Below are 24,914 nucleotides of genomic sequence, written 5' to 3' on the forward strand. Positions count from 1 at the left end.
GTTCAACTTATATAGAAATTCCGAATATAGGTTTCCTCGTTATTCATTGCTCAGACCATATACATCTGTTCTTGTATGGAAGCCATCCGCAATGACGGTGTTCCTCATATTTTCAGCTGTTACCGGTATCGGCGCCAATAGGATGGATGGCACGTCAATCTTGCCGTTGTTGACATATTGAACGGTAGTGACAGTTTCTCCTTTAGCCATTCTGACAGCCAAAGCAGCTGCTTGCTCGGCTAAGGTCTGAATTGGTTTATAAACCGTCATCGTCTGGGTTCCTCCGACAATCCGCTGTGCGGCAGCAAGTTCGGCATCCTGCCCCGCCACTGGAACTTTGCCCGCTAAGCCTTGCGCTTCCAATGCCTGAATAACGCCTCCAGCAGTCGCATCATTTGCGGCAATGACCGCATCGATTTGGTTGTTATTCGCTGCAAGCGCTTCTGTCATATTGAGAAATGCCTTTTCCGGCGACCAATCCTCTGTCCATTGGTCGTAGACAACTTTAATGTCTCCCCGGTCGATCGCTGGCTGGAGTACATTGAATACACCTTTTTTGATCAGGTGAACATTATTATCGGTCGTGGCTCCTCCAATGTAGACGTAATTCCCTTTTGGCACTAACTCTAAAATCGCCGCTGCCTGCATTTCTCCTACCTGCTCGTTATCAAAGGACACATATAAATCAATGTTTGCATTTTTCACAAGCCGATCATAGGCAATAACCTTTATACCGGCACGATGCGCTTTATGGACAATAGCCGCTGTGGCCTCCGCATTATGCGGCACGATAACCAAAAGATCGATGTCTTGTTGAATCAGCGTTTCAGCCTGCGTAAGCTGCAATGCGTCATCGCCGTTAGCTGCTACAATTTCTACTTCTGCACCTAAATCCTCTACCGCTTTCTTGAATAAGGCCTGGTCTTTCAACCATCGTTCTTCCTTCAGCGTATCCATCGAAAAGCCGATTTTGATCGTTCCATCATTGTCAGTGACTGGTGTTTTTTCAGGCACGGCTTTGCCGATCGGCTCTTCAGCTCCGCAGGCCCCAAGAACCAGGCTGATGAATAAAATTAATATCAGGTGAATTTTTTTATTCATCACGCTCATCTTTCCTTTCCGTCAGGAGTGTCCGGCGGTATTCCTTCGGAGAGACCTCATTCATCTTCTTGAAAACCTTACTGAAATAATTTGGCTCGTGATAACCGATTTCGAAAGAAATTTCCTTTAAGCTTTTCTGCGGATCTCCCAATAGCTTTTTCGCTTTATCGATTCGGCAGGACGTCAGAAAATCAATGTAGTTGATGCCCAACTTCTCTTTGAACATTTTACTCAGATAGATGGGACTCAATTCGACTTTTCGTGCCAATGCATCCAACGAAATATCTTTATGGGAATGGTCCATGATGTATTGCTTGATCTGGTGGATTTTATCTACTTCTAAGCGATCGTAATGCTTCAGGTAAACCTTTTTCAGCCTATCAACAACTTGAAGTGTTTCCACGAGCAACTGCCGATGGTCTTTGGCCTGAATTGTGTAATAGGGAATTGTTGCATCAATACCCATTTCTCCCATGACCCGCGCTGTGATCCATAAAAATTCGAGTGTCCGCTGCTGGGTCCAAAGAATTTGGGCTCCGTCCTGCTCAAATCGGCGAATCAGGTCCGTCACCAAACGGTCAATCAAATCCCACTCCCCTAAACGAATAAAATCAAATAGCTTTTTCTCCTGTTGCTTAACGAAAGCTGCATCACCCGCTTTTTCAAGAGAGGGAACATCGGAAGAAAAGCGGTATCTCGACGGCAGCGATAAGTCCATTGTCGCAATCAGAGATTTTTGATAGGAATTCCGAATATCCTCCAGTGATTCACAAACTGGCCCAACACCGACAAACCAGCCTTCCCGGCGGCTGTCCGAAATAGATAGAATCGCTTTTACTAATGAAATTGCCTGAGATCGATATGATTTTTCTTTATTCCGAAAAACAATGATAGGCAATTGGCGGCCATACAACGCTCCTATCCAGGCATTTTCAGTCAAGCGGATTTTCCCTTTGATTTGCGGGTACAATTTCTCTAAGCCTTCCGGCACCAGAACCGTCATAACGAATTTTTCAGCAGTCGCAGGAATTTCCAGCAGATCGACCAACAATTCGATATGGACATCATGGACATGGTCAAACAACAATTGGGTGACGATGTCTGTTTCCACAATGGCCAGAGCTTTTTGAAAATCTTCTTGCTGCTGGTGCTGAACAGCTGAAGCCTGTTCTTTTAGAGCTCGCTGTTCCAGCAACTTGCCGACTGTTGCCACGATTTCTCCGGCTTTACTTGGTTTCAGTAAATAGTCTTTGACACCTAATTTAATCGCTTGACGAGCATAATCAAAAGTATCGAAAGCCGTGACCATAACAAATTGAATATCTCGGTTTTTTTGCTGAATTTTTTCTATGGCTTCCAACCCAGTCATCCCAGGCATCATAATATCCATAAATATCCATTCCGGTTTCCAGGATTCTGCTAATTCAACCGCTATTTTGCCGTTTTTTGCCTGCTTAATATCGAAATCGTTATAAGCACGCTGCAAAATGGCCTGCATGCCGTCCCGTTCAATCGGCTCGTCATCTACTATCAACAGCTTGATCATGGTTAGCCGCCCCCTTGACTTTCGGTAATTTCAAGATAACTTTAGTTCCTTGCCCTATTTCACTTTCAACGTTCACCAAATCTTCCTTGCCGTAAAATAGCTGCAGTCTTTTGACAACATTGGCGAAGCCGATGCCGGTCGAATGGCCTTCTGCCGGTACAATAGAACCTTCGAGCAGTTGCTGGCGTTTTTCCAGACTCATGCCTTTGCCGTTGTCTTCAATCTCAATCCACACTTCTTCTTCTCGGTCTTTGATGCGGAACCAGATATGGCCGCCATCTTCTTCTGGCTCTATTGCATGAATTACCGCGTTTTCAATTAGGGGCTGCAGCGTAAGACCTGGAATCTTTAAATTCAAACAGTTCGAATCCAGCTCCGTAAAGAACTGCAGGCGGTCACTGAATCGAGCTTTCTGAATTTCCATATACTGACGGAGGACAAACTCCTCTTCTGCCAGTGTCACAGCACGGTCCATGCGTTTCAAGTTATAGCGCAGCAAGCTGGCAACACTGACCAACAAGTCACTGGTTTCTTCAGCACCGTCCAAGTAGGCCTTTTTGGATAAGGTATTCAATGTATTGAACAGAAAATGAGGATTAATTTGACTTTGCAAGTTGCGCAGCTGACTTTGCTGAAGCAGCAATTTGCTGTCCTGCAACTCCCGTTCTAATTGTGCTTTCTGTTGAATCTCCAAAATCATGGCATTGATATTCCGTCGCATATGATTGAATGTTTTGGCCAAAAATGAAATTTCATCATTGGAATCCACATAAATCGTTTGATCAAAACGGCCATTCGCCAGTTCATTTGCCGCTTTCGTCAATTGATGAATCGGCTTGGTGATGCTGAGTGAAAAGAGATACGTAAACAGCAATAGCGCCGCTGTGATCAACAGCAGCATCCAAACACCCAGTTTTTTCAATTCAGCCGACTGCTTGATGATTCCCCGGTAGAACCCTTCATAGGTTTTCAGCTCTGTATCAATAATGGTCAATGTCATTTCTGAAATGTACATGGAAATTCGAGTTGCTTCCGTAAATTCAGTTAAGGAAGCCTCGGTGTCTTCCTGTTCTTGAAAACTGACAGACCGATCCACCGTTTCCACAAAACTGCTGATGAGGTGAATATAATTGGTCAAAGCGAATTCATTTTCCACGTTGCGCAATTCATAGACCGTCGATTGAACGCCAAGAAGCCGCTCTCTGCTGGCTTTAAGACGAGATTGTGTTTCGTCTGAAGGCATCAATAAATAATTATTCAAATCCGTCACCATCTGCTGGCTTTCGCTGGTGATTTCATTCATTTGCAAATAGCGCTGCAGAATATCATTATATTGCGTCTGTACTTTTTGGTTATAGAACGTCAGCGTCAGCCATATGGCAATCATCATTACCAGTACCACGATTGCCAGCATCCAGATTTTTTTCTGAATCGTATTCATGGTCCCGCTTCCGCCCCTTTCACAACACGAATGTCTGTGATGTATCCGCTAGATTCCAAAGGTACAACTTCATTTCTTAGCCATTGCATGATCAACTTAACGCTTTGCTCCCCCATCTGTTCGGGAGACTGCTGAATCATCGCATCCAGCTTGCCCTGGTCCAGCAATGACGCTGTTTCAGCTCCGTCGTCAAATGAATAAAGATAATACGGCTCCAGCTCGGCCCTCCTGCTGATTTCTTTCATCATCGGTCCAACATGATTGGCATTCAATGCAATAAAAGCCTCGACATTCGGATGTTGGTTGAGTACGTGTTGAGTGGCCCCAACAATTTCTTCATCCGATTTGCCGCTTTCCGCATAAACAGTTGAAATTTCTGCATGCTGAGCCAGGCTTTCCGTCACTCCCAGCAGACGTTGCCGCTGGCTGTACTCCTGCTCAATATCCCCAAGCAGCACTACCTGTCCGCTGCCGCCCATCTCCTTTACCAGCTGCTCTGCCAGCATTTTTCCAGCTGCATAATGATCAGAACCGACAAAAGTTTTGCGCAAACTTTCCTCTACCGGCACATCATTGGCCACCGTGATAACGGGAATTCCATAAAATGCAGCTTTTTCTTTCGTCAATTCCTTAAACTCTTCCGTGTCGAGCCCTTGTACAATCACTCCATCCACTTTGGAATGAAGAGCGATTTCAATCTGTTTTAAAAAGTCTTCACGGTTATTGCCATAGCTTCCCCAAACGTCTAAAATCACTTGTTCCTGTTCGGCTTGTGCTGTTGCTCCTTTTCCTACTTTATCCCAAAACGGCGTCTCCAGCTCTTGCGTAATCAACACAAGCCGATAGCTTTCTTCATCCGCTGGAACGGCAGCAGGCAATTGCCAATCGGATCGAAAAGCACCTTCAGCTGACCATAAGGTGAAAATTCCAAGAACTGCACAAAGGAAGCAAAGAACAATTATGACTTTTTTTCTCATGGGATTTGGCTCCTTTTCCGGTAGTGAACTCTTCCCATCTTACCACTTGGCTGAAAATTCACAATACGATTTCAAATGAGCAAAAAGCACCTCCGGAACAGGAGATGCCGCTTTATTTTCTTTGCGTTCAATAATAGCTAAGCGCGCTGTCGGCGCGTCATTACATCAAATATAACAGCCGCTGCAAGAACGCCGCCGCGGATCATGTATTGATAAGAAATACCGGTACCCAGCAAGTTCATTCCGCTGGATAAACAAGCCATAACCACAGCACCAATGATAGCTCCTGTAACACGCCCGACCCCACCAGCCGACGAAACACCCCCGACATAAGCTGCTGCGATGGCATCCAATTCGAACAATGTACCTGCAGTAGTTGTGGCTGACTGAAGGCGTGCAGTGAACAGCAAGCCTGACAAGGCAGCCAACATACCCATGGAGCCAAAAACAATATAAGTGATTTTCTTCACATTAATGCCGCTTAAATGCGCAGCTTCCGGATTACTTCCGACCGCGTAGATGTTTCTGCCTAAAACCGTTTTGGTCGTTAGGAAATGATAGATGACTACCACCATCAGCATGATGATCATCGTCCACGAAAATCCGTTATAGCCTGCTAAAATCCACGTAATATAAGCAATTACCAAAGAAACCAGCAAAAGTTTTATGAGAAAAATGCCGCTTGACATGACATCAAAACCGTAAGTCATTTTATTTTTCCGAGTGGAAATTTCACTGTAAATGTATAGGAGGATAGCCGCAACTCCGACCAGCAAAGATAATAGGTGCAGACCGTTAACCACCATCAGTGAAGGGATAAATCCGTTGCCGATCGCATTGAATTGGTCGTTGTTGATAATGATGGTCCCGGTGTCTTCCGTGATATTCAACAAAGCTCCACGGAAAATGAGCATGCTTGCAAGTGTTGCCACAAAAGCCGGAATCCCAAGCTGGGCAATCAAGAACCCATTGAAACAGCCGATTATAATCCCAAACAGCAAAATGACGGGAATGGTAATCCAGATGGAAAAACCGAGTTGTGTCATGAAGATGGCCGCAACTGCGCCTAAAAAGCCGGCAACAAAACCGACGGATAAATCGATGTGACGGATGACGATGACCAAGGTCATTCCGACAGCAAGGACAGCAATGTAACCTGCAGAGTCAAGCAAATTGCTGATGTTCCGGGAAGAAATAAACAGGCCATCAGTCATGATAGTAAATGTCAGCATAATAACGATCAACGCAATATACATGCCGTAATCGCGGATATTCAATTTGATGATAGATTTAGCTTCTGTAAATAAATTCATTGTAACTGCCTCCTATTGCGTCGCGAGTTCCATAATGGTTTCTTGAGTCGTTTCTTCGATAGCTAATTCGCCTCTCACCGCACCTTCAGCCATTACATAGATGCGATCGCTCATCCCCATGATTTCACCAAGTTCTGAGGAAATCATAATGATGCTGAGCCCTTCTTTGATCAATTCGTTCATGATGGTATAAATTTCGAATTTTGCCCCTACATCAATCCCGCGAGTGGGCTCGTCGAGGATGAGAATTCTCGGTCCTGTGAACAGCCATTTGCCGAGCGAGACTTTCTGCTGGTTGCCGCCGCTCAATTTGCCGACAACTTGTTCAAGAGAGCTGGCTTTGATATTGAGCGATTTTTTATAATCTGTTCCAACTTTCACTTCTTCATTCAAGTTCAGGATGCCTTTTTTGGAAATGCCCTTCATGTGAGCTGCGGAGACATTGATTTTGATGTCTTGGATCAGAAACAGCCCATCACCTTTACGGTCTTCTGTTACATATGCAATGCCTGCTTTGATTGCATCGCTGGTGTGCTTGAAATTTTTCTTTTCCCCGTGCACTTCCAGCTCTCCGTTAAGCTTGTAGTTTTTAGGGTTGCCGAAAATGCTGAGCGCAAGTTCCGTCCGGCCCGATCCCATCAGGCCTGCAATGCCGACAATTTCCCCTTTTTTCACTTCAAGGTTGATGTTCTTTGCAACTTCACGTCCCAGTTGTGTATCGTAGGCAGACCAGTCTGTCAGTTTTAACACCGTTTCCCCGATTTTCTTGTCTGGCCGTTTTGGGTAAATGTCTTCAATTTCACGTCCGACCATGTTTTTGATGATGATGCTCTCGGTGATTTCCCCTTTGCGTGCGTCCAGCGTGCAAATCGTTTTGCCATCCCGCAAGACTGTCGCCTTGTCTGCAATAGAGATCACTTCCTTCAATTTATGTGAAATCATGATGCAGCTGATGCCCTGACTTTTGAGTTCCTTTAACAAATCCAATAAATTTTCACTATCGTTTTCATTTAACGCAGCGGTCGGTTCATCGAGGATGAGCAGTTTCACATCTTTGCTGAGTGCTTTGGCGATTTCAACTAATTGCTGCTTTCCGACACCGAGGTCCTTGATTAAGGTTTCCGGTGTGACATTCAGCTTTACTTTTTTGAGCATTCGTGTCGCTTGAACGACGGTTTCATTCCAATCGACAAACGGTCCTTTTTTGATTTCATTGCCAGCGAAGATGTTTTCGTATACCGTCAAATCGGGAAATAATGCAAGTTCTTGATAGATGATGCCGATTCCTGCTCGGACACTGTCATTGATTTCGTTGAACTGCTGGACCTTCCCTTCGAAAACGATATCGCCTTTATATGTTCCATAAGGATAAACTCCGCTCAGCACTTTCATTAAGGTGGATTTCCCTGCTCCATTTTCGCCAATCAAGCAGTGAATTTCTCCCTTTTCTACTTTAAAATTGACATCAGAAAGAGCTTTAACGCCTGGGAATTCCTTTGTAATATTGTTCATCTCTAAAATATATTTACTCATGCAATCGCCTCCCTGCGCTAAATACAAGTGAAACGGAAGAATAGCGATAGACGTTCTATCACTATTTTTCCGCTTCGTTGTACTTTTACTCTAGCCCTGTAAACTCACTTGCTTCGTAATACTCGGAATCGATCAATTCAGCTTTGACGTTTTCCTGATCTACAACAATGACCGGAGTTTGTTTTGCTTTTACTTCTACCGATCCGTTGTCATAAGTTCCAGTCGTTTCAGGTGTATTGCCGTCCAATACTTCAACTGCCATGCCCATTGCGTCTGTAACCAATGAACGAACATCTTTAAAGACTGTCATAGATTGTTTTTCATCGATAATGTATTGGATTGATGCTTTTTCAGCATCCTGACCAGTGATCAAATAGTTGGTTACTGCACTGTCAGAAGCAAATACATCTGCGATCGAACGAGCTGTTCCATCATTCGGCGCAAGAATTGCTACATCGCCCTTCATGTCATCCCCGACAGAAGTTAAATGCGTCTGTGCTTTGTTTTTGGATTCGTTCGGATCCCAGTTGGTCGTAACCTGGCCAATGATTTTGCTCAATTGCTCACGTGAAAGGTCTTTTGTATCTTTTAATGCTTTCGCTTCACTGGAATTGACTACTTTGAACGTGCCGTCCGCGATTTTTGGCTGAAGCACTTCCCATGCCCCTTGGAAGAACAGGAAAGCGTTGTTATCTGAAGATGCTCCTGCGTATAAGTAAAGCGGAATATCTGTGCCTTCTGCGTTATCAACCAGGTATTGGGCCTGTGCTGCTCCCACTGCCAAACTGTCAAATGTTACATAATAGTCCACTGCATCCGTATCTGTAATCAAACGGTCATAAGCAATGACTGTCACACCTTCTTTTTTCGCCGCTTCCACTGCTGCTGCAGCTGCTGGCCCATCATGAGGTGTGATGATCAGTACTTTGATGCCTTTGTTCAGCAAAGCTTCAACATTTTCTTTTTCTTTTGCTGAAGATCCCTGACTGAATAAAATTTCTGTCGAATAATCGGAATCTGCTAATGCATCTTTAAAGCGCTGCTCATCTTGAACCCATCTTGGTTCATCTTTGGTTGGCAGTACAATCCCCACATCCACAGCTGATGATGATCCTCCACTAGCGTCACTATTGCATCCGGCAGCTACCAACGCAAATACGACAAGCATCATCAGAAACAAGACACCCTTCAAATTCTTTCTCATTATTTATCCCTCTCCCTTTAAATAAGTTAAGTACAACTTTAGTATAAATTCAGTTTTCATTAATGAAAGCGCTATCAATAGCACTCTTTTAACATCATCTGTAATTTTTTAACTTTCCTATATCGTTGCCGCAGCAAAAAGAGCATTTCCACTTGCCGATTGAGCCGACAGGTGAAAATGCTCTTTTATTTTCTGTATCTGATTGCCAAGCCTTTCAGGAAGTTCCGTGCGTAGCGATCGCCGCATTCTTTGTAATTTTTATGGCCTACTTTTCGCAGTAATGCACCAAGCTCGCCTCTTGTTACAGTAACGCCGGCTAAATCCCAAATTTCCAACATGTCTTCACTGTTGAGCTGCAAAGCGATTTTCACTTTTTTCAAAAGCAGATTGTTGGAACGCTCATTCGTCAACGGTGGAATTTCAGGCTGTCCCGGTTTAGGTTCCTGACGTCCCCGTTTAAAAATGATAAAGCCATTCAAGAACGATTCAAACAAATAATCATCCGCTTTGATGTAATCATCACTTTCTTGTTCGGCCCAAATGCTGTCCGTGTCCTCATCATCACTTTCCGGCGTCTTTGTCAGTACTTTCAGCACTTCTTCCTTGCTCAGATCCACTCCGCCTAGTTTGAAGATTTCGACCATGTCATTATTTTTTATGTCCAGCGCGTAGCGCAGCCTGATCAATAAATCATTATTATCCATTCCATTTACCTCCTGTTAAGTTCCCGTCATACTAGCTATCTGTGATAAATCCATTTCTAATGATAGCACATAATCGTTCGTCCAACAGGCTTGCCTAAAGACAGCAAAAAAGACAGTTTTATATGACTGTCTCATGGTTGTTTTTATTTTTTATTTCTTTTAATTGCTTAAGGTTATTCTGTAAGTTCGTAATGATTTTCAAACATTCTTCGTCGCCTTTAGATTCTTCGTAAAAAAACTGCAAATCCCGTTCCACGTCACCCAAGCGCTCATTGTAATACTTAAGCTTCTCAGCAATGATCAATCGCTTTGCTTCTTCTACATTCTTCATCTATTTTTTTACCTCCACTTTAGCAGTCCGTAGAACTCTTCTTTTTAATATTCCCTTCTTAAACATTTTCTAATCCAATCTTTATGACAATTTTATGTCTTTCGAAAAAGTTTTAAGCAGATTGTCAACTAAGTTAACCAACTCTATATGTGTTATAGTGAAGAGAGTTGAGATAGATTTTAGGAGGAAAAAAATGTTCACTATTGGGGACCACATCATTTATTCTGCTCATGGCCTATGTAGAATTGACGATATTCGTGAGGAAACAGTTTCAGGTGTTACTAAGAAGTATTATAAATTGCATCCTTTGGAAAATACGCTAGTGACCATCAGTACACCTGTCGACAATGAAAAAGTTGTCATGCTGAAGCTTCTCCAGAAAGAACAAGCCCTTGAAATCATTGAAACCTTTAACCATCCTGGGGCAGAATGGAACACTCAGCCCAATTCTCGGCTGCAGCAGTATTCACAGCTCATTAATTCGGGAGACCGCTTGCAGATTGCAAAAGTCGTCAACACCTTGATGCGCAAAAAATGCGATGCACAGCTTCAGAAAGAAACATTCTATGAACCTGATTATAAACTTCTTAATAATACACAAATTATCCTCTTTAAAGAACTGGCACGCGCGCTCGACACCAGCTTCGAAGAAATCAACAAATTAATTAATGATATGATTAAAGAAGCCCAACCGCTTCCTGCTGTATAACAACATTGTCCTGCAATAACGAAGTTAAAAAAGAACGCCCTGCTTCATCAATCACTTGATGAAGCAGGGCGTTCTTTAAGGATAAGGCTATACTCCCCAATCGGTCTTCAGGACATCCTTGAGAGCTTTCATTTGGTCAGAGCCAATCTTTTCGGCAATTCTATTTTCCAGCTGAAGCTTCAGCGCCTCATTTTTCTCGTAGCATTCTTCTCCTAAAATGGTGAGCCGTATGCATTTCTCTTTTTTATTGTTCTCCACATTTTGAACTTCCACCAATCCTTTAGCAGCCAGGTTCTTAATAAACTTATGGATCGCTTGCCGGGAAATATCTACATTCTTCGTGACGTATGCGATGGTCGGTTGCTTTTGATAAATTCGCGCCATGATGTACCACTCAGAATTTGAAATACGGATCTCACTCGCATGATTCCATGCCTTTTCTGCCATTTTCCGTGTCGATAGATGGCGTTCATTCAATAAATCAATCAAATCTAAGTTCTGTAACTCCGCATCGGGGTTCAAACGACCCACTCCTATTCTCATCTTCGCCATTTAATATACCGATTCCTATAGGTGAAGTCAATTTCTAGAACAGTCATTCAAATAGGAAGACGCTGCAAAAAGCGCTATACCTTAGCCGCTGAACTCTCGAGCTGGACGACAGTTCATTTGAAAAAAGCATTTACGAAATGGATTTCATAAATGCTTTTTTCCTTTACACATTACTCGCGTTTAATTTCAGCCAACACCTTGTCATACATGCTGTCAATGCCAATACCCGTTAGCAGCGGCACCCCGTCAATCACCTTGTCTTTAATATTATTCGGCACCAAGGTGGTGGACAATACCACATCGTATTCATCAATCCTGCCGATTTCATCGCTTACTTTCGACTGATAAATTTTAACTTCCTGACTCAGGTTATTGTCCTTCAGCCATTGTTCCACTTTCCCTTTTACCACAGTCGAAGTTGCGATTCCTGTGCCGCACATAATCAATAGCTTTTTCATTTAACTTCCTCCTCTTGTGTTGTTGCTTCAGTCTTTTTTTGACGTCTTGGTTTGATTTTATTCTGATAGATTAATCCGAATAGAACCAGCAGTCCCAATCCGATCATGCCATACCAGCTGAGAATTTTAGGAATCCAGACAAAGATAAAGGTGGTCCAAACCGCTCCATCGATCAAAGACGAAATGCTGGTGTTCTCACCCATTTCAAAATTTGAGGCAATGGCAGCCTCCGTAAACAGTGGTGCAATCCATGTGGCGATATAAAAACCGATTCCGATATAGATGGAGCCTCCGATAACCGTCCGGATAATATTTCCTCTAAATATTGGAACCATCAAACAAATTAAAAATGGAATAGAGGCCAGATCAGCAAAAGGCAAAACGGAATTTCCCGGCAGCAAAACCGCCATGAAAATCGTGATCGGCACAATCAACAAAGCTGAGGACAGTACGGCCGGGTGCCCAATCGCCAAAGCGCTGTCCATCCCGATATACAAATCTCTTCCAGGGAAGCGCTTTTTAACAAATTCGCCCGCTGCCTCCGAAACCGGAATCAGCCCCTCCATCAACAAGGCAACCATTCGTGGAAGGAGTACCATGACGGCACCGGTTTGAATGGCTAACTGCAGAATCCCCGGAATGTCATATCCAGCCAATATCCCGATCAGAATCCCGATCATTACACCGATGATTGTGGAATCTCCAAGAATACCAAGTCTTTTTTGAATCGACTCCGGATCAGCTTCCAGCTTGTTAAATCCCGGAATCCGATCAAAAACCCAATTCATCGGCATTGCCACAAAGGCAGATGGTGCCGAGGTTCCATGTGGAAAGGTAATGTTCTGAAAGCCGTAAAACTTCTCGATATGCTTGGCCAGAACATCTGCCATCAAATAAAGCAGCAGCAAGTGAACAATGATCGTCAGAATCCCCAGCCAAAAATCTGAAGTCAGGGCATAAACCAAAGAACCGGTGAAAGCTACGTGCCAAAAATTCCAAATGTCGACGTTCAGCGTTTTGGTCAAACCGAAAGTCAGCAACAACAGATTGACGCCTACGCCCAGCGGAATGGCTAAGCTTCCCAATGATGTTCCGTAAGAAATGGCAGAAGCTGCCGGCCAACCCACGTCAATGGTATTTAACTCAAAACCAAAATTATCGACCATCGATTGAGCGGCTGGCCCCAAACTTGAAACAAGCAGCCCGATAACCAAGTTAATTCCGACAAACCCGATCCCGACAATGATACCGGCACGGATCGCTTTGCCAGGCTTAGTTCCCAGCACCAATGCAAAAATAAAGATCAAAATCGGCAATAATACACTCGCGCCAAGGTCCACAAACCATTGCAAAAACCCCATCAGATTCACTCCTCTATTTATAATATTCATCTATAGAAAGAAAAAGCTTATTTTAGGGCTGTGCTGAAAATTTTTATACCTTGTCCTGCACTAATTCGTTCAGTTCATTCACATCTTTGACCTCAGCCAATTTTGAGACCATTTCAGGATCTTGAAATAAACCTACTAATTTTTGAAGCATATTCAGCTGGTCGTCCGAGCTTTTTAACGCGAGCATGAAAATCAGCTTCACATCCACCCATTTGTCATCCGTTCCCATCATCAGAAATTTGACAGGATTTTTTAAATTAGCAAAAGCGATTGTTGATTTATTGACCATATCGCCATCGGTATGCGGAATCGCTACGCCAACGGGCTCTGTCGGCAACCCGGTTGGATAGTTTTCCTCTCTTTTGAGAATGCTTTCGACAAACCCCTCTTTGACAAATCCTTGCTCAAATAGCCGATTTCCTAATAAATCCAGGACCTCTTCTTTTGAATCTGCTTCCATTTCAATGATCGTCAATTCTTCTGCCACTTTCATCGTCCACGCTCCTTTTAAGTCTGATTTTTACTACTTCAACAGATGTGATAGATCACAATATGTACAGATAACAGGCAGTTCTCATGCTTTGCCGCAATGATCTATCATTTTTACAAATGTTCTAATGTTGCACATTTGATGCTACCGTTAATTATAAAGCGCTTTCATTATAAATCAATAGACAATCAGAATATTTAGTTAATAAAAGCGGTCATATGATAAAAGAACTTTTAAACAGCTGTACTTGCAGGATTTAGTTCGCCCATTTAAAAGGTTAAAAACATACGGCGGCGACCGTGAGAAAAATGACGTTGTTTTGCGCCTCTTTATCACTATGCGTGGAATATCAAAAAGCCACTGCGTTTGAGAGCAAAAACAGCCGGGTAACTAAATGGTACAGATTTCGAAACTCTAAACAAAAGATAGATATGCTCTATAAATCTATGATGTTAAAGGACATGATATCAAGGGAGGGATAACTTTGCTAGATACTTTACTGTTTGACGGCTGGAAAAGCCCTATCCGAATTGTGATAATGGCAATATTTATTTATGGATACCTGATCTTGATCATGCGGCTTTCCGGAAAGCGAACGATGTTTCAGTACAATATGTTCGATGTCATTATTTCCGTTGCTTACGGATCCACAATTGCAACCATCCTTACTACTGATAAGATTTCATTTATCGAGGGGGCATTTGTACTTGGAATGCTGACTTTTATTCAGCTATTTATTGCTGTAATGGAAATGAAATCAAAGAAATTTGGCGCCGTCATCAACCCAACCCCGACTTTTCTCTATTATAACGGCGAGTATTGTGAAGAGGCTCTAAAGAAGGAGCGAGTTTTGAAGAGCGAAATCAGAAACGCCGCGCGGCAACAAGGCAGTGGTTCAATGGAATTGATAGAAGCTGTCGTACTGGAAGGCAATGGAATGTTGTCTCTTATCCCTAAAAGCAAAGCAGGAGCCATGGATACGCTCATTGATGCAGAACATATTAAATAGAATTCTAAGCTATTTAGTTTACAGGAGAATGGAACCTCATCTTCTTGTCTAATGAATCAGTTAGTCTTCGGAAAAAAACTGTAATTCTAAATGAAGAAAAACAAACAAGCTGACCGCTCGAGTGAGAGGCCAGCTTGTTTATTTTTATGAATATAAGGAGTACTGCAAGAAAGACATTCTTCCAGTACACGAATTTATTTTCTATAGCAGTCAAGTTACATTCTTCGGAAATTCAGCTAGTTTCCTGCCACTTCGACCAAGCTTTGTTCTTCTTCAAAAGCATTGAGCAGTGCACGCACTTCATCCGTTGTTTCTGTATACATCAATTGGTTCCGCAACTCCCCGGCTCCACGGACTCCACGGACATAGATCTTAAAGAAGCGACGGAGCGGCTTGAAGGAAATTGGCTCGATGTCAGTGGAATATTTGTCATGGAGATCCATGTGAAGTCTCAAAAGATCAAATAATTCTTTGGTGTCATGCTCTCTCGGTTCTTGTTCAAAGGCAAATGGATTATGGAAAATCCCTCGCCCGATCATGACGCCGTCAATGCCGTATTTATCGGCAAGCTCTTGGCCAGTTTGACGATCCGGAATATCCCCGTTAATAGTCAAAAGTGTATTCGGCGCTATTTCATCTCGAAGTTTCTTGATCTCCGGAATGAGTTCCCAGTGTGCAGGCACTGCACTCATTTCTTTTTTCGTCCGTAAATGGATCGATAGATTGGCGATGTCCTGCTCCAATACATGGGTCAGCCAGCCTTTCCACTCTTCCACGTTGGTATAACCAAGCCGTGTTTTCACACTGACAGGCAATCCGCCTGCTTTAGCCGCCTGAATGATCTCAGCTGCGTTGTCCGGGTAATTGATCAGACCGCTGCCTTTTCCTTTTGCGGCGACATTCGGCACAGGGCAGCCCATGTTGATATCGATTCCTTTAAAGCCTTGCTTTGCCATGCCGATACTCATTTCACGGAAATGCTCGGGCTTGTTGCCCCATATGTGCGCCACCATGGGCTGTTCATCTTCTGTAAACGTCAGACGCCCACGCACACTGAAAACCGCTTCCGGATGACAGTAACTTTCCGTGTTCGTAAACTCTGTAAAAAACACGTCAGGTCTTGCCGCTTCAGCTACTACATGGCGAAACACCACGTTCGTCACATCTTCCATCGGCGCTAAAACAAAAAATGGCTTCGGCAAATCACGCCAAAAATTCTCTTTCATACTCACATTCCAATCCTTTCATTACGGGATAAAAGGCCAGTCCTCTACCCAAAAATTCTTGCTTTATCTATACTGAAAATCAGTAAACATCGACTTTTTCTAAGGTTATTTCATTATTTCTTAACCTTGTATAGTTTACACGAATCTCGTCTTTGTGGAAAGCAGCGCGTTCCAAACAGCCCGGATATGTTCAACTCTACTCTCTTCTATCGTATCTTCGGAAACGAATGGGACTGGCTTTTATGCAAGTTATTATGCAATGATGCTTGCCGGCAGAACCCCGTAAAGATTGGAAAAATGTGACGACCATATGCACAACAGATCAATAAGCGAATATCGTATTAATACGTACGGCGTTCCATCAAGTTGATGCCGATTCCCATACAAACTACGCCAATTAGCAATAAGATGGAGATTGGTTCGCTGAGCTCCTGCCAGCTGCGGTCATATATCGCAACACCTTTTAAGGCATCAAGTCCGTAGGTAATCGGCAGGATTTTAGATATAGCCAGCAGCATATTACTGTTGACCAGCTCAATCGGCCAGAAAGCGCCGCCGATCATCGCCATTCCGGTTGCGATAATCGGAACGACCGCTTGAAGCTGCTGCGGACGACTGACCAAGCCCATGACAAGCATGCTAAGAGCCACAATCGCAAATGTGTAGCACGCAATGATTAACAAAATCGCTCCAAAACGATCGCCGACATCAAAATGAAATGCGTACTTGAATAAAATGAAAATCGTGACAATCTGGAAATAGCCAATGGCAAAACTGTACGCCAGGTGACCTAAATAAATTTCCCATTTACCCACTGGAGACAAAATCAAGCGGTTCCAAGTTCCATATTTCTTTTCCTCAACAATTTTCATCAAACTGAACATGATTGTATAGACCGAGAAAAACAAGGTCATTCCAAATAAAAGCTGCAATTGATTGTCATATTGAAATTCCTCGGTGCCCTCCAAGGTGGTAGTGGTTACTTGAAGCGGCGGCTCCTCCATCAAGCCAGCAACTTCTGTCCGTATATCACTTCCAGCTATTTGCTGTTCAACTTGTTGAAACCGTAATTCCTCACGATACTTCCGGTTCAAAAAGGCTTCCAGAACAAAACGCCCCATATCGTCGGCCGCCAGCACAATCCGGTAGTTACCATCCATTAAGCGCAGCGCTAACGGTGCATCACCTGCTGCAACGGCTTCACGCACATCTTTTTCACTCATTAATTGGAAGTTGAATTCTTCAGCTTTATTAAGCGAAGCCACCCAATCTTCCGCCTCCGACTCTGGCAATGAATCATCTGCATAAGCAAGAATCGCTGGCCGTTCCGCAGGATTGTTGCCGGCTAATAAAGCGACAAAAATAATGGTCATGATAAGAAATGACAACATCATGACAGGCGCTCGGCGAAATCTTTGCCATTGCAGTAAGAATACCGATTTCATGACTAAGCCTCCCCCTTTCTTGGAAAGATCAGCAGACTCAAAATGAGCAAAACAATTGTTAGTAGAAGAACCCGACTAAGCGGTTCCCATAGCAGGACGATCTCCAAGTTTTGAAGCCAAATTAGAAAAGCATTCAAAGAAGCTCCATTTGGAGTCCACCCTCCAAGCTTCTGAATGGAGTCAGGCATGCCTTCTGTCGGTGTAAAACTGCCGCCAAGAAAAGCAAATATTGTTACGACACCGCCTGCAAAAACTGTCGTGATGCTGTCGTTATTAAAACGCATGGTCAAAGCAGTTAAAAAGGCTGCCAATGCTCCAACACAAATTGCTAAGGTAAATCCAATCAACAGCATCCCTGGCCAAAACGACCAATTCGTCAAATCGAATGCACCAAAAAGCAAGGAAGAAAAGAAAAACAAGATACAGAACTGCAGGAACGTGACAGTTGCTGCCGAAATCGCTTTTGCCCCCAGATATACAAAAGGATGCTGGTCTGACAACAAAATGCGGTTCAAGACAAATTGCTGCTTTTCAACAAATGCGATTCCTGAAATGGTGGCACCGACAAATAAAGCAAACATGACGGCCATGCCGATCGTGTAATATTGGAACGAACTGATTGGCTGGACAGCTGAAACGCTTTCCACTCCGCCAAACTGAACCGACGTTTCTTCTGGCGCTGGCGCCTCACCGTTCGCTGCTTGGGCTATCGCACTTTCAAAATTAAGCGACCAGACGAATTCTTCTAAAATATCGGTAAAAACCTCTGACTGAGTTGCTGCATGATCGGCAATCATCAATTCCAGCTCTGCTCCACCGCCGGTGTCCATCAGCATTTTTTGCAGGGCATTCAATGTGAAATTTTCTGGAATCGTAAGAATTGCCACTACTTCTTCCTCTTCCAGCGCTTCAGCGGCAGCTGCTGTATCCATTTCTTGAGCAGTCACTAATTCTCTTAAACTTTCATCCGTTAAAATCCCCTGAAGAATCGAAGACGGACTGGTTTCTTGGGCTGCTGCCATTATTCTGCTACGTGCTTCTGCAGGAATACCTGAACCGTTCAATTCTTCCGCAAATTGTTCGAGCCCCAATTGTTCATTATCTTCCTGTACAATAGCCACATCCATCGATAATACTTCTGAATTGCCGCTGAGCAATCCACTCAATGCAAATCCCAGGATGGCTATCAAAATGAATGGCATTGCCAACAGCACAGCCAGTTCAGTTCGATCGCGAAACAAGACCAGAATGTCTTTTTTCAAAAACGTATACATGGGTCTGCCTCCTCAATCTCTCAGTTTTCTGCCTGTCAAATGCAGGAATACATCTTCCAAACTTGGCTTCTGAACATTCACATTAATGATTTCCACCTGATGACGCTCGGAAGCCTGGAACACTTCTCCCAAAATCCGGCTGCCTTTTGGAAGAATCAGCTTGATGCCTTTTTCTGTTTCAACTGCCTGTTTGATCACTTTGAAAGATTGCAGGTCTTTGAAAAACGCCGGATACGGACGGTCTAATTCAATCCAAACCGTTTCTTCACTCGAGAGAATGCTCTTCAACTCTTCTTTTGTGCCGCTGGCGATGATTTTTCCATGATCCATAATGTAAACACGATCACAGAGGCGTTCTACTTCCTCCATATAATGGCTGGTGTACAACACGGTCAATCCTTTTTCATGATTGAGCTGGCGCACCATCTCCAGAATGTGGCTGCGCGATTGCGGATCGATTCCGACAGTGGGTTCATCCATAATGATAATTTCAGGTTCATGCATCATAGCGGCCGCAATGTTGATGCGACGCTTCATTCCACCGGAATAAGTTTTGACAATCTCTTTCTGGCGCTCCGCCAATCCGACCAATTCCAGAGAGCGTTGGATGGCACCTTCTAAAGCTTTTCCTGAAAGTCCATAAATCCGTCCAAAGAACTTTAAATTTTCATACGCCGTCAATTCTCCGTAAAGTGCGATTTCTTGCGGCACTACACCGAGTATCCGTCTCATCTCACTTGGATTCTTGATGATACTTTTGCCATTTAGCCGGACATCTCCAGACGTCGGTTTCAATAAAGTTGAAATCATGGAAATCGTCGTGGATTTTCCTGCTCCATTCGGCCCAAGCAAACCGACCGACTCGCCTTTATCCAAATATAAGCTGGCTCCTTCTACTGCAGTCTTCCCTTTGAATACTTTTTTTAGTTCTTCGGTTTCCAGCAAAATCTCCCGCTCCTTTCCATCTTCGTTTCTGTAACCTGAGTGTATGTAAAAAGAGACAGTGCACCCACTGTCTCACGTCATTACTTTCATTTAAAACCGTGACCTCCGTCATATTCACTTAAACAAGTCCATGGCGGATGGCGTAGATGGCAATTTGAGTGCGGTCCCGAAGCTCTAGTTTATCCAAAATGATGCTGATATGATTCTTTACCGTCCCCACCGACAATGCCAGTTCATCAGAAATTTCTCGATTGCTGCGTCCTTCTCCTATACGGCAGATGATGTCCAGTTCTCTAGACGTCAAAGATTCATCCACCTTTTTCTCAGCAGGCCGTTTCATCAGTTTAGGCAGGATATTTGCAGCCACATGATCTTCGAGCACAAGACCGCCATCCAAGCAGCTCCGAATGGACCGTATCAACTCCGATGTATCTGCATCTTTCAATAAATAACCTCTGGCACCGCTTTTCAGTGCCTCCAGCGCATACTCATCATCATTAAAAGTGGTCAATATCAGCACCTTGCTTTTGGGCCAACGCGATAGGATGATGCGGGTTGCTTCCAGACCGTCCATTACCGGCATTCGAATATCCATAACAATCAGATCGAACGAATGCGTTTCACATAACTCCACTGCCTCTTTGCCGTTCACTGCTTCTCCTGTCACTTGAATCGCTTTGTCTGTTTCAATCATCATTTTTAACCCTTGGCGCACCATTGCCTGGTCTTCTGCCAACAATACACGAATCATTCTAAACCACTCTCCTTAACGATTAACGGCAGCGATCCTTTGACGATGAATAAACCGTTTTCTGGTCCCGCTTTAAATTCTCCCCCTGCCTGCTCAATTCGTTCTCGCATTGATGCCAATCCAAATCCTTCATGGAATGCAGTTGTTTCTAAAGTTTTATTGCTTACGATAAAACGGAAAACACTGCCGCCAGGCATTTCAAAAACAATTTCTGCTTCTCGGGCATGGCTGTGGCGCATGATATTCGTCAACGCTTCCTGAACCCCACGGTACACAATCACCATTTGATCATTTCCGAGTGGTGCGGACAACGCACCATGCTTAATGGAAAACTGGATGCGAAGAAAACTTTCAGCTTCCAGTTTCCGAATCAATCCGATGATCGCCGTAACGCCTCCAGTCTCGTCATGCTTCAAGGCTTTTACGGCATTGCGTGTTTCTTCCAAACTTTCTTTCGCTAGTAATTTCAAATCTTGCAGCTGTTCAGCATCTTCACCCTCCGCCTGCAGCCGGGTAACTTCCAATTGCATCAACAATGCTGTCAGCTTATGCCCCACGGAATCATGGATGTCTCGTGCAATTTGCGTCCGCTCTTCCTGGCGGGCTGCCTGTTCGTCTGTCAGCAAGCGTCGTTTCATCTTTCGGTATTCGCTCAATAAAGCCTCGTTGCGCTCCTGCAATTCTTCTTCCAGCACATAGCTTTTCCTGAAAAAAACCAGTGCTGCACTAACCAATAAACCGTAGAGCAAAATGAATAGTGGAGTTAAACCCCAATCTCCGACAATGCTATACATTAGGGCGCCGCCTAATAGAACAGCGCCTATAGCCACCGTCTCTCTTGTAGATAATCGGTAGACTGTTTTTCCAGCAATTATCGTAAAGATCAGAAGAGGATAGGGATTAAAAGCTGTTTCTGCTTCCGGCCAAAAGATTAAAATTGCTAAAATAGCCATCACCAATAAATTCAAAAAAGCCAACACCGGAATTCGCCTTACTAAAGGTGCCAGAAAAAACAAGCCAAAGAATAGCGCACTGCCGAAAATATGCATGGGCAATTCACCGATGCCTAAAGATAGTTGAAAAAGACCCATAGCCCAAGATGTGCCCAGCATCATTAACCAAAACCAGTACGACCGCATGCTTCAATCTCCTTCCTCCATAACGCCAATATCTTTTATGGTCTCTATACTACGGGATAAAAACCCGAATATCATCAAGTTATTTACGAAAGCTCATCTGCTTCGGTTTCAACTTCCCCCTGCTTAAACGCATAAAAAAACTGCCGACGACAGTCGGCAGCTGGAATAAACGAGAATCATTTTGTTGCTTTGAGATGCGCAACGACACTATCTTTTCTGTATGTGACCGTTACCTTGTAGCCGTCAGCAGTTACCTGATCGAATTTGCCTTTCAGCTTACCGGCAGTCAGTAAAGTGATATTGTTGCCTTTCTTTATCTCATAATTTGAAAGATTTAAATTCAGATCTCCACCATCCAGGTATAACTGGCCCTCAACGTTTACTTGACTGCTATCCTCGTCCATAGCAATTTCTAAGTTTCCGTCTTCCATCGTGAAATTGCCGTCTACCTGTAATGGCCCTGCTGCATTAACTAAAACAGTTCCATCCTCTACATAAAGATCGCCTTCACCAAAAGCCATCGGAGAAGCCGCTTCTAAAATTCCTTCTTGCAGCAATGTTCCACCTGAATAACTATTATCTCCTGTCAATGTAAGTGTTCCTGTGCCTTGCTTGGTCAGCATACCCTTGCCAGCAATATCATTTCTCCACCAGTCTTGCGCATTGAATCTTCCTTTTGAAGCATCCATGTCAAGTGTTACATTGTTTAGGAATGCACCATAGCCATCTGCCGCTGTCACAAGATCAATTCTTCCCCAGCCATTTGATTCGTCGATTACCGGGTAACCTGAGTCAATTTCTGTAGTGTACAACACTTCTCTGCGCTGTTCATCCGTCAGATAAGGCTGGCGTGTTTCCAATAAAACTTCCGCCCCTTTAGGTACTACAGGAGCCAAGCCTTTTGTTCCTGTTTGCGGTAAACCATACGTAAGCTTTTCGCGGTAAAATTCTTTATTCGCTTCATGGTCTTCCCATTTTTCTTCATCGTAGGCACTCTCAAACTGATAGTCTTCTGTTATAGTATGCGCGTATTCGTATAAGCTTAGTCCTTTAGATTGAGCTAACTCGCCGAATACCTCTCCAGCATTTTTGTAAGCTTTATCCAATACTTCTTTGTTTTCTTCATTATTGTAGGCAAATGCAGTCATCGCTGTAGACTGGATTCTTGCCCCGATTACGTCAAGCGGCGAGTGCATTCCGCTGACGATTCTATTCTCTCCCATTTGAGCCGCTCTTGTTAAAAATTCGGCATAGCGTTCCGGCGTTGCGTAGGCAAATCCAAAAGTCGACAAATACGATGCACTTGTGTGGCCACTTGGAAAGGCTCCATCTTTTCCTCTTCCATCTTCCGCAACTCTCTTGACGTATTCGAGGGCAGGGATTACTTTTACATTCGATTCATACTGCTGGTAATGTCTTTCACCAGTCTCTTTGCTGCCTCCTGAAGACAGTTTCTCAGATGCTTTTTTACCGCTTCCGATGGTTTCCCAGACAGGCAATCCGTTTGCATCAACAACTTCTTTCACTTCGCCGTTGGAATTCATTCGATAAGGTCTTGGAGAAGAGTAAAAATACTTCGCCGGGTTTGATGAAGAAGGATTTCTGAATCTGATTAGATGGACCAGATCCATGGCATCCGAAAGTTCAGAAGTTTCCCATTGCCCCATTCCTTGGCTTTGGTCTTCAACCGTTGTTTCTTCCAATACTTTATTCATATCTTCAGGAGATCTTACAATACTTGTTTGTGGGTTCACAATAGTTGCATATGTATTTGCTAAAGGTCCATAGCCGTCGATCATGCTATAGATCTTATCCCGTTGATCATCGTAATAAGCCGCTAACGCCTCTTCATCTGTTCGGTTGTTCGTGACTTCTTCTACATATTTAATGTTGGCTTCCCAAGTCTCCGTATCTCTAATTTCTTCATTGGCAAATGTTTTCTTATCTGCCACGGCTACTGTCTTGTCATTTTTAAAGCCATCAAAATAAACGCTGGGGCCGTCGCCATAGTTCGCAATTTTACCGGTTGCACCTGGTTTGCTTAACGCCGTTCCGTCTCTCCAATCCGGTTGATTGATCGACCAGACTTGCTCAAACCCATCCAAAATTTTAATGAAAGGATTCGTCGCAGCTATATTTTTCAAGATAGGATCATTGGCATTGCCGCCGTTATCCACTGCTGGCAATGGCTGCTCCACTTCAGGTGGATCTGTGTTTACTTCTTCATCCGTTCCTTGTGGTTTAGAAGGTTTTGACGTTTTATTGGACTTGCCTGCAGCGTGTTCAGGAGATCCCCCCTTTTTAACAGATGGTGATGAAATTTCATGTTTTACATGAACCGCGTCTGCAACTGAAGTTGGACTGGCTGCTTGAACAGGAAGTACAGAAGATCCCATCGCGAGCATGGCAAGTACTGCTATTGATTTTTTGTTAACGAATTTCATGTTTTCACATTCTCCTTTTTCACTACTTGATGATTATCGGGCCACTTGGTTTTCTACACCCCACTTATTCCAGTATAAAAAATCAATGTTACGGAAATTTAGGCACTACATTAAGACTATGTAAATTTAGTCTATGGTGCTTGTTTGAAATATACTTGAATAAGTCCATAAGTGAAACAAAAAACGCCACCCAAAGGCAGCGTTCATTCATATTATTTCTATTCATTGTTTCTCAACTCTTCAAGCAGGCCGTCCTCATAACCATCCAAATATTCGATCTTCCCGATCTTTCCTTCTTCAGGGGCAATGGCATTCCCCTGAAAATCGAATTGGCTGGATTCACCATTTTCATCCTTGTATTCTACTTGGAAAGTGAAATTGTATAGCGTTTTTTCGTTTTCGCTTTGAACTACTTCAATTGTAGAAGTGCTTAATTCATAATCGTAATCAAAACCCGAATACATAAAAGCAGCTGTATTTATGAAGGTATCATAGCCGTTCTCTGTAAAATAGGGAGCATAGGTTTCTTCTGTATAGCTCATTAATGCTTGGTATTCAGGCGATTCCAAATAGGCTTCATAATCATCACTGTATTCATCTGAAATTTGAGCTTCCATAGAGGCATTCCATAACTCTTTATATTTTTCGTCTGGTCCATTGAATTCCTTTTCGATAACAGTCCGAATCGCTTGTTCACTTTTATCGACTGTCTTTTCAGCTTCTGCACCATCAGCTGAACAACCCACAATCAATAAACTAGCAAAAATCAAAAACAGAATCCCGAAAGCTATTTTCTTAGATTTGTAGTACATCTTCATTCCTCCTCCTAGATTTTTAATGCCTATTGTTCTTATCAATACATGTGCTTATAGGAGTAATACGAATGAAACTTCAAATAGCTTCACTTTTCTTACAATTCATCCAAAATTAC

Annotated in this window: 23 protein-coding genes; 2 read left to right on the plus strand and 21 right to left on the minus strand. The window is 43.4% G+C overall.

The features are described 5' to 3' along the window. Window positions 1-39: 39 nt before the first annotated feature. The 9 genes from xylF to FQV26_RS14095 all read right to left on the minus strand — a co-directional run bounded on the left by xylF (window position 40) and on the right by FQV26_RS14095 (window position 10,150). The gene (gene xylF, locus FQV26_RS14055; protein ID WP_146558226.1) at window positions 40-1,101 is read right to left on the minus strand and encodes a D-xylose ABC transporter substrate-binding protein; all 1,062 of its coding nucleotides are present in this window, start codon (window positions 1,099-1,101) and stop codon (window positions 40-42) included. Beyond that, on the minus strand, window positions 1,094-2,647 hold the full coding sequence (locus tag FQV26_RS14060) for a response regulator (protein ID WP_146558170.1): 1,554 nt from the start codon (window positions 2,645-2,647) through the stop codon (window positions 1,094-1,096). The genes xylF and FQV26_RS14060 overlap by 8 nt, the downstream gene beginning before the upstream one ends. Further along, window positions 2,622-4,088, minus strand: coding sequence for a sensor histidine kinase (locus FQV26_RS14065; RefSeq protein WP_146558171.1), 1,467 nt, complete (start codon window positions 4,086-4,088; stop codon window positions 2,622-2,624). The genes FQV26_RS14060 and FQV26_RS14065 overlap by 26 nt, the downstream gene beginning before the upstream one ends. Next, window positions 4,085-5,065: a sugar ABC transporter substrate-binding protein gene (locus tag FQV26_RS14070; RefSeq protein WP_146558172.1), complete on the minus strand. Its 981-nt coding sequence runs from the start codon at window positions 5,063-5,065 to the stop codon at window positions 4,085-4,087. The genes FQV26_RS14065 and FQV26_RS14070 overlap by 4 nt, the downstream gene beginning before the upstream one ends. 137 nt (window positions 5,066-5,202) lie before the next feature. Continuing rightward, window positions 5,203-6,378 (minus strand): sugar ABC transporter permease, encoded by a 1,176-nt coding sequence (locus FQV26_RS14075; RefSeq protein ID WP_146558173.1) that lies wholly within the window; start codon window positions 6,376-6,378, stop codon window positions 5,203-5,205. A 12-nt stretch (window positions 6,379-6,390) separates the two neighbouring features. Next, on the minus strand, window positions 6,391-7,911 hold the full coding sequence (locus FQV26_RS14080) for a sugar ABC transporter ATP-binding protein (protein WP_146558174.1): 1,521 nt from the start codon (window positions 7,909-7,911) through the stop codon (window positions 6,391-6,393). Window positions 7,912-7,996: 85 nt separating this feature from the next. Next, a complete protein-coding gene (locus tag FQV26_RS14085; protein WP_146558175.1) occupies window positions 7,997-9,115 on the minus strand; it encodes a sugar ABC transporter substrate-binding protein in 1,119 nt (372 codons plus the stop codon). A 185-nt stretch (window positions 9,116-9,300) separates the two neighbouring features. After that, window positions 9,301-9,819, minus strand: coding sequence for a YehS family protein (locus FQV26_RS14090; protein ID WP_146558176.1), 519 nt, complete (start codon window positions 9,817-9,819; stop codon window positions 9,301-9,303). Window positions 9,820-9,937: 118 nt separating this feature from the next. Then, window positions 9,938-10,150, minus strand: a complete 213-nt coding sequence (locus FQV26_RS14095; protein ID WP_146558177.1) for a hypothetical protein — start codon at window positions 10,148-10,150, stop codon at window positions 9,938-9,940. Window positions 10,151-10,343: 193 nt separating this feature from the next. Here FQV26_RS14095 and FQV26_RS14100 point away from each other — a divergent pair, with 193 nt between their 5' ends. Continuing rightward, window positions 10,344-10,859, plus strand: coding sequence for a CarD family transcriptional regulator (locus FQV26_RS14100; RefSeq protein ID WP_146558178.1), 516 nt, complete (start codon window positions 10,344-10,346; stop codon window positions 10,857-10,859). Between the two features lie 87 nt (window positions 10,860-10,946). Here FQV26_RS14100 and FQV26_RS14105 read toward each other — a convergent pair whose 3' ends face one another. The 4 genes from FQV26_RS14105 to FQV26_RS14120 form a co-directional block, all read right to left on the minus strand. Then, the gene (locus FQV26_RS14105; protein WP_146558179.1) at window positions 10,947-11,411 is read right to left on the minus strand and encodes a MarR family winged helix-turn-helix transcriptional regulator; all 465 of its coding nucleotides are present in this window, start codon (window positions 11,409-11,411) and stop codon (window positions 10,947-10,949) included. A gap of 170 nt (window positions 11,412-11,581) precedes the next feature. After that, window positions 11,582-11,869 (minus strand): PTS sugar transporter subunit IIB, encoded by a 288-nt coding sequence (locus FQV26_RS14110; RefSeq protein ID WP_146558180.1) that lies wholly within the window; start codon window positions 11,867-11,869, stop codon window positions 11,582-11,584. After that, on the minus strand, window positions 11,866-13,230 hold the full coding sequence (locus FQV26_RS14115; RefSeq protein WP_222433905.1) for a PTS galactitol transporter subunit IIC: 1,365 nt from the start codon (window positions 13,228-13,230) through the stop codon (window positions 11,866-11,868). The genes FQV26_RS14110 and FQV26_RS14115 overlap by 4 nt, the downstream gene beginning before the upstream one ends. A gap of 73 nt (window positions 13,231-13,303) precedes the next feature. Further along, window positions 13,304-13,753 carry a PTS sugar transporter subunit IIA gene (locus FQV26_RS14120; protein WP_146558181.1) on the minus strand — a complete coding sequence of 150 codons (450 nt, stop codon included), beginning with the start codon at window positions 13,751-13,753 and terminating at the stop codon, window positions 13,304-13,306. A 481-nt stretch (window positions 13,754-14,234) separates the two neighbouring features. Between FQV26_RS14120 and FQV26_RS14125 the strand changes: the two genes are divergently transcribed. Further along, complete coding sequence (locus FQV26_RS14125) at window positions 14,235-14,759, plus strand: DUF421 domain-containing protein (RefSeq protein WP_146558182.1); 525 nt, start codon at window positions 14,235-14,237, stop codon at window positions 14,757-14,759. A gap of 236 nt (window positions 14,760-14,995) precedes the next feature. Here FQV26_RS14125 and FQV26_RS14130 read toward each other — a convergent pair whose 3' ends face one another. The 8 genes from FQV26_RS14130 to FQV26_RS14165 form a co-directional block, all read right to left on the minus strand. Continuing rightward, on the minus strand, window positions 14,996-15,985 hold the full coding sequence (locus FQV26_RS14130; protein WP_146558183.1) for a tRNA dihydrouridine synthase: 990 nt from the start codon (window positions 15,983-15,985) through the stop codon (window positions 14,996-14,998). A 341-nt stretch (window positions 15,986-16,326) separates the two neighbouring features. Beyond that, window positions 16,327-17,430, minus strand: coding sequence for an ABC transporter permease (locus FQV26_RS14135; protein ID WP_146558184.1), 1,104 nt, complete (start codon window positions 17,428-17,430; stop codon window positions 16,327-16,329). 2 nt (window positions 17,431-17,432) lie between these two features. After that, window positions 17,433-18,704 (minus strand): ABC transporter permease, encoded by a 1,272-nt coding sequence (locus tag FQV26_RS14140; protein ID WP_146558185.1) that lies wholly within the window; start codon window positions 18,702-18,704, stop codon window positions 17,433-17,435. Window positions 18,705-18,716: 12 nt separating this feature from the next. Beyond that, window positions 18,717-19,649 (minus strand): ABC transporter ATP-binding protein, encoded by a 933-nt coding sequence (locus FQV26_RS14145; protein WP_146558186.1) that lies wholly within the window; start codon window positions 19,647-19,649, stop codon window positions 18,717-18,719. Between the two features lie 118 nt (window positions 19,650-19,767). Next, on the minus strand, window positions 19,768-20,400 hold the full coding sequence (locus FQV26_RS14150) for a response regulator transcription factor (RefSeq protein WP_146558187.1): 633 nt from the start codon (window positions 20,398-20,400) through the stop codon (window positions 19,768-19,770). Then, window positions 20,397-21,539: a sensor histidine kinase gene (locus FQV26_RS14155; RefSeq protein ID WP_146558188.1), complete on the minus strand. Its 1,143-nt coding sequence runs from the start codon at window positions 21,537-21,539 to the stop codon at window positions 20,397-20,399. The genes FQV26_RS14150 and FQV26_RS14155 overlap by 4 nt, the downstream gene beginning before the upstream one ends. A gap of 176 nt (window positions 21,540-21,715) precedes the next feature. Then, window positions 21,716-23,983, minus strand: a complete 2,268-nt coding sequence (locus tag FQV26_RS14160; protein WP_146558189.1) for a phosphatase PAP2 family protein — start codon at window positions 23,981-23,983, stop codon at window positions 21,716-21,718. Between the two features lie 218 nt (window positions 23,984-24,201). Then, entirely contained in the window at window positions 24,202-24,795 is a 594-nt protein-coding gene (locus tag FQV26_RS14165; RefSeq protein WP_261384350.1) for a hypothetical protein, read from the minus strand. Between the last annotated feature and the right edge of the window lie 119 nt (window positions 24,796-24,914).

It is taken from the genome of Planococcus sp. CPCC 101016 (assembly GCF_007859295.1).
Classification (GTDB): domain Bacteria; phylum Bacillota; class Bacilli; order Bacillales_A; family Planococcaceae; genus Planococcus.

Coding starts and splice junctions, on each gene's coding strand:
- FQV26_RS14080 (WP_146558174.1), bottom strand. CDS start 7,911: ATGAGTAAATATATTTTAGAGATGAACAATATTACAAAGGAATTCCCA.
- FQV26_RS14100 (WP_146558178.1), top strand. CDS start 10,344: ATGTTCACTATTGGGGACCACATCATTTATTCTGCTCATGGCCTATGT.
- FQV26_RS14085 (WP_146558175.1), bottom strand. CDS start 9,115: ATGAGAAAGAATTTGAAGGGTGTCTTGTTTCTGATGATGCTTGTCGTA.
- FQV26_RS14140 (WP_146558185.1), bottom strand. CDS start 18,704: ATGTATACGTTTTTGAAAAAAGACATTCTGGTCTTGTTTCGCGATCGA.
- FQV26_RS14155 (WP_146558188.1), bottom strand. CDS start 21,539: ATGCGGTCGTACTGGTTTTGGTTAATGATGCTGGGCACATCTTGGGCT.
- FQV26_RS14070 (WP_146558172.1), bottom strand. CDS start 5,065: ATGAGAAAAAAAGTCATAATTGTTCTTTGCTTCCTTTGTGCAGTTCTT.
- FQV26_RS14160 (WP_146558189.1), bottom strand. CDS start 23,983: ATGAAATTCGTTAACAAAAAATCAATAGCAGTACTTGCCATGCTCGCG.
- FQV26_RS14135 (WP_146558184.1), bottom strand. CDS start 17,430: ATGAAATCGGTATTCTTACTGCAATGGCAAAGATTTCGCCGAGCGCCT.
- FQV26_RS14075 (WP_146558173.1), bottom strand. CDS start 6,378: ATGAATTTATTTACAGAAGCTAAATCTATCATCAAATTGAATATCCGC.
- FQV26_RS14060 (WP_146558170.1), bottom strand. CDS start 2,647: ATGATCAAGCTGTTGATAGTAGATGACGAGCCGATTGAACGGGACGGC.
- FQV26_RS14110 (WP_146558180.1), bottom strand. CDS start 11,869: ATGAAAAAGCTATTGATTATGTGCGGCACAGGAATCGCAACTTCGACT.
- FQV26_RS14090 (WP_146558176.1), bottom strand. CDS start 9,819: ATGGATAATAATGATTTATTGATCAGGCTGCGCTACGCGCTGGACATA.
- FQV26_RS14095 (WP_146558177.1), bottom strand. CDS start 10,150: ATGAAGAATGTAGAAGAAGCAAAGCGATTGATCATTGCTGAGAAGCTT.
- FQV26_RS14165 (WP_261384350.1), bottom strand. CDS start 24,795: ATGTACTACAAATCTAAGAAAATAGCTTTCGGGATTCTGTTTTTGATT.
- FQV26_RS14150 (WP_146558187.1), bottom strand. CDS start 20,400: ATGATTCGTGTATTGTTGGCAGAAGACCAGGCAATGGTGCGCCAAGGG.
- FQV26_RS14120 (WP_146558181.1), bottom strand. CDS start 13,753: ATGAAAGTGGCAGAAGAATTGACGATCATTGAAATGGAAGCAGATTCA.
- FQV26_RS14105 (WP_146558179.1), bottom strand. CDS start 11,411: ATGGCGAAGATGAGAATAGGAGTGGGTCGTTTGAACCCCGATGCGGAG.
- FQV26_RS14130 (WP_146558183.1), bottom strand. CDS start 15,985: ATGAAAGAGAATTTTTGGCGTGATTTGCCGAAGCCATTTTTTGTTTTA.
- xylF (WP_146558226.1), bottom strand. CDS start 1,101: ATGAATAAAAAAATTCACCTGATATTAATTTTATTCATCAGCCTGGTT.
- FQV26_RS14115 (WP_222433905.1), bottom strand. CDS start 13,230: ATGGGGTTTTTGCAATGGTTTGTGGACCTTGGCGCGAGTGTATTATTG.
- FQV26_RS14065 (WP_146558171.1), bottom strand. CDS start 4,088: ATGAATACGATTCAGAAAAAAATCTGGATGCTGGCAATCGTGGTACTG.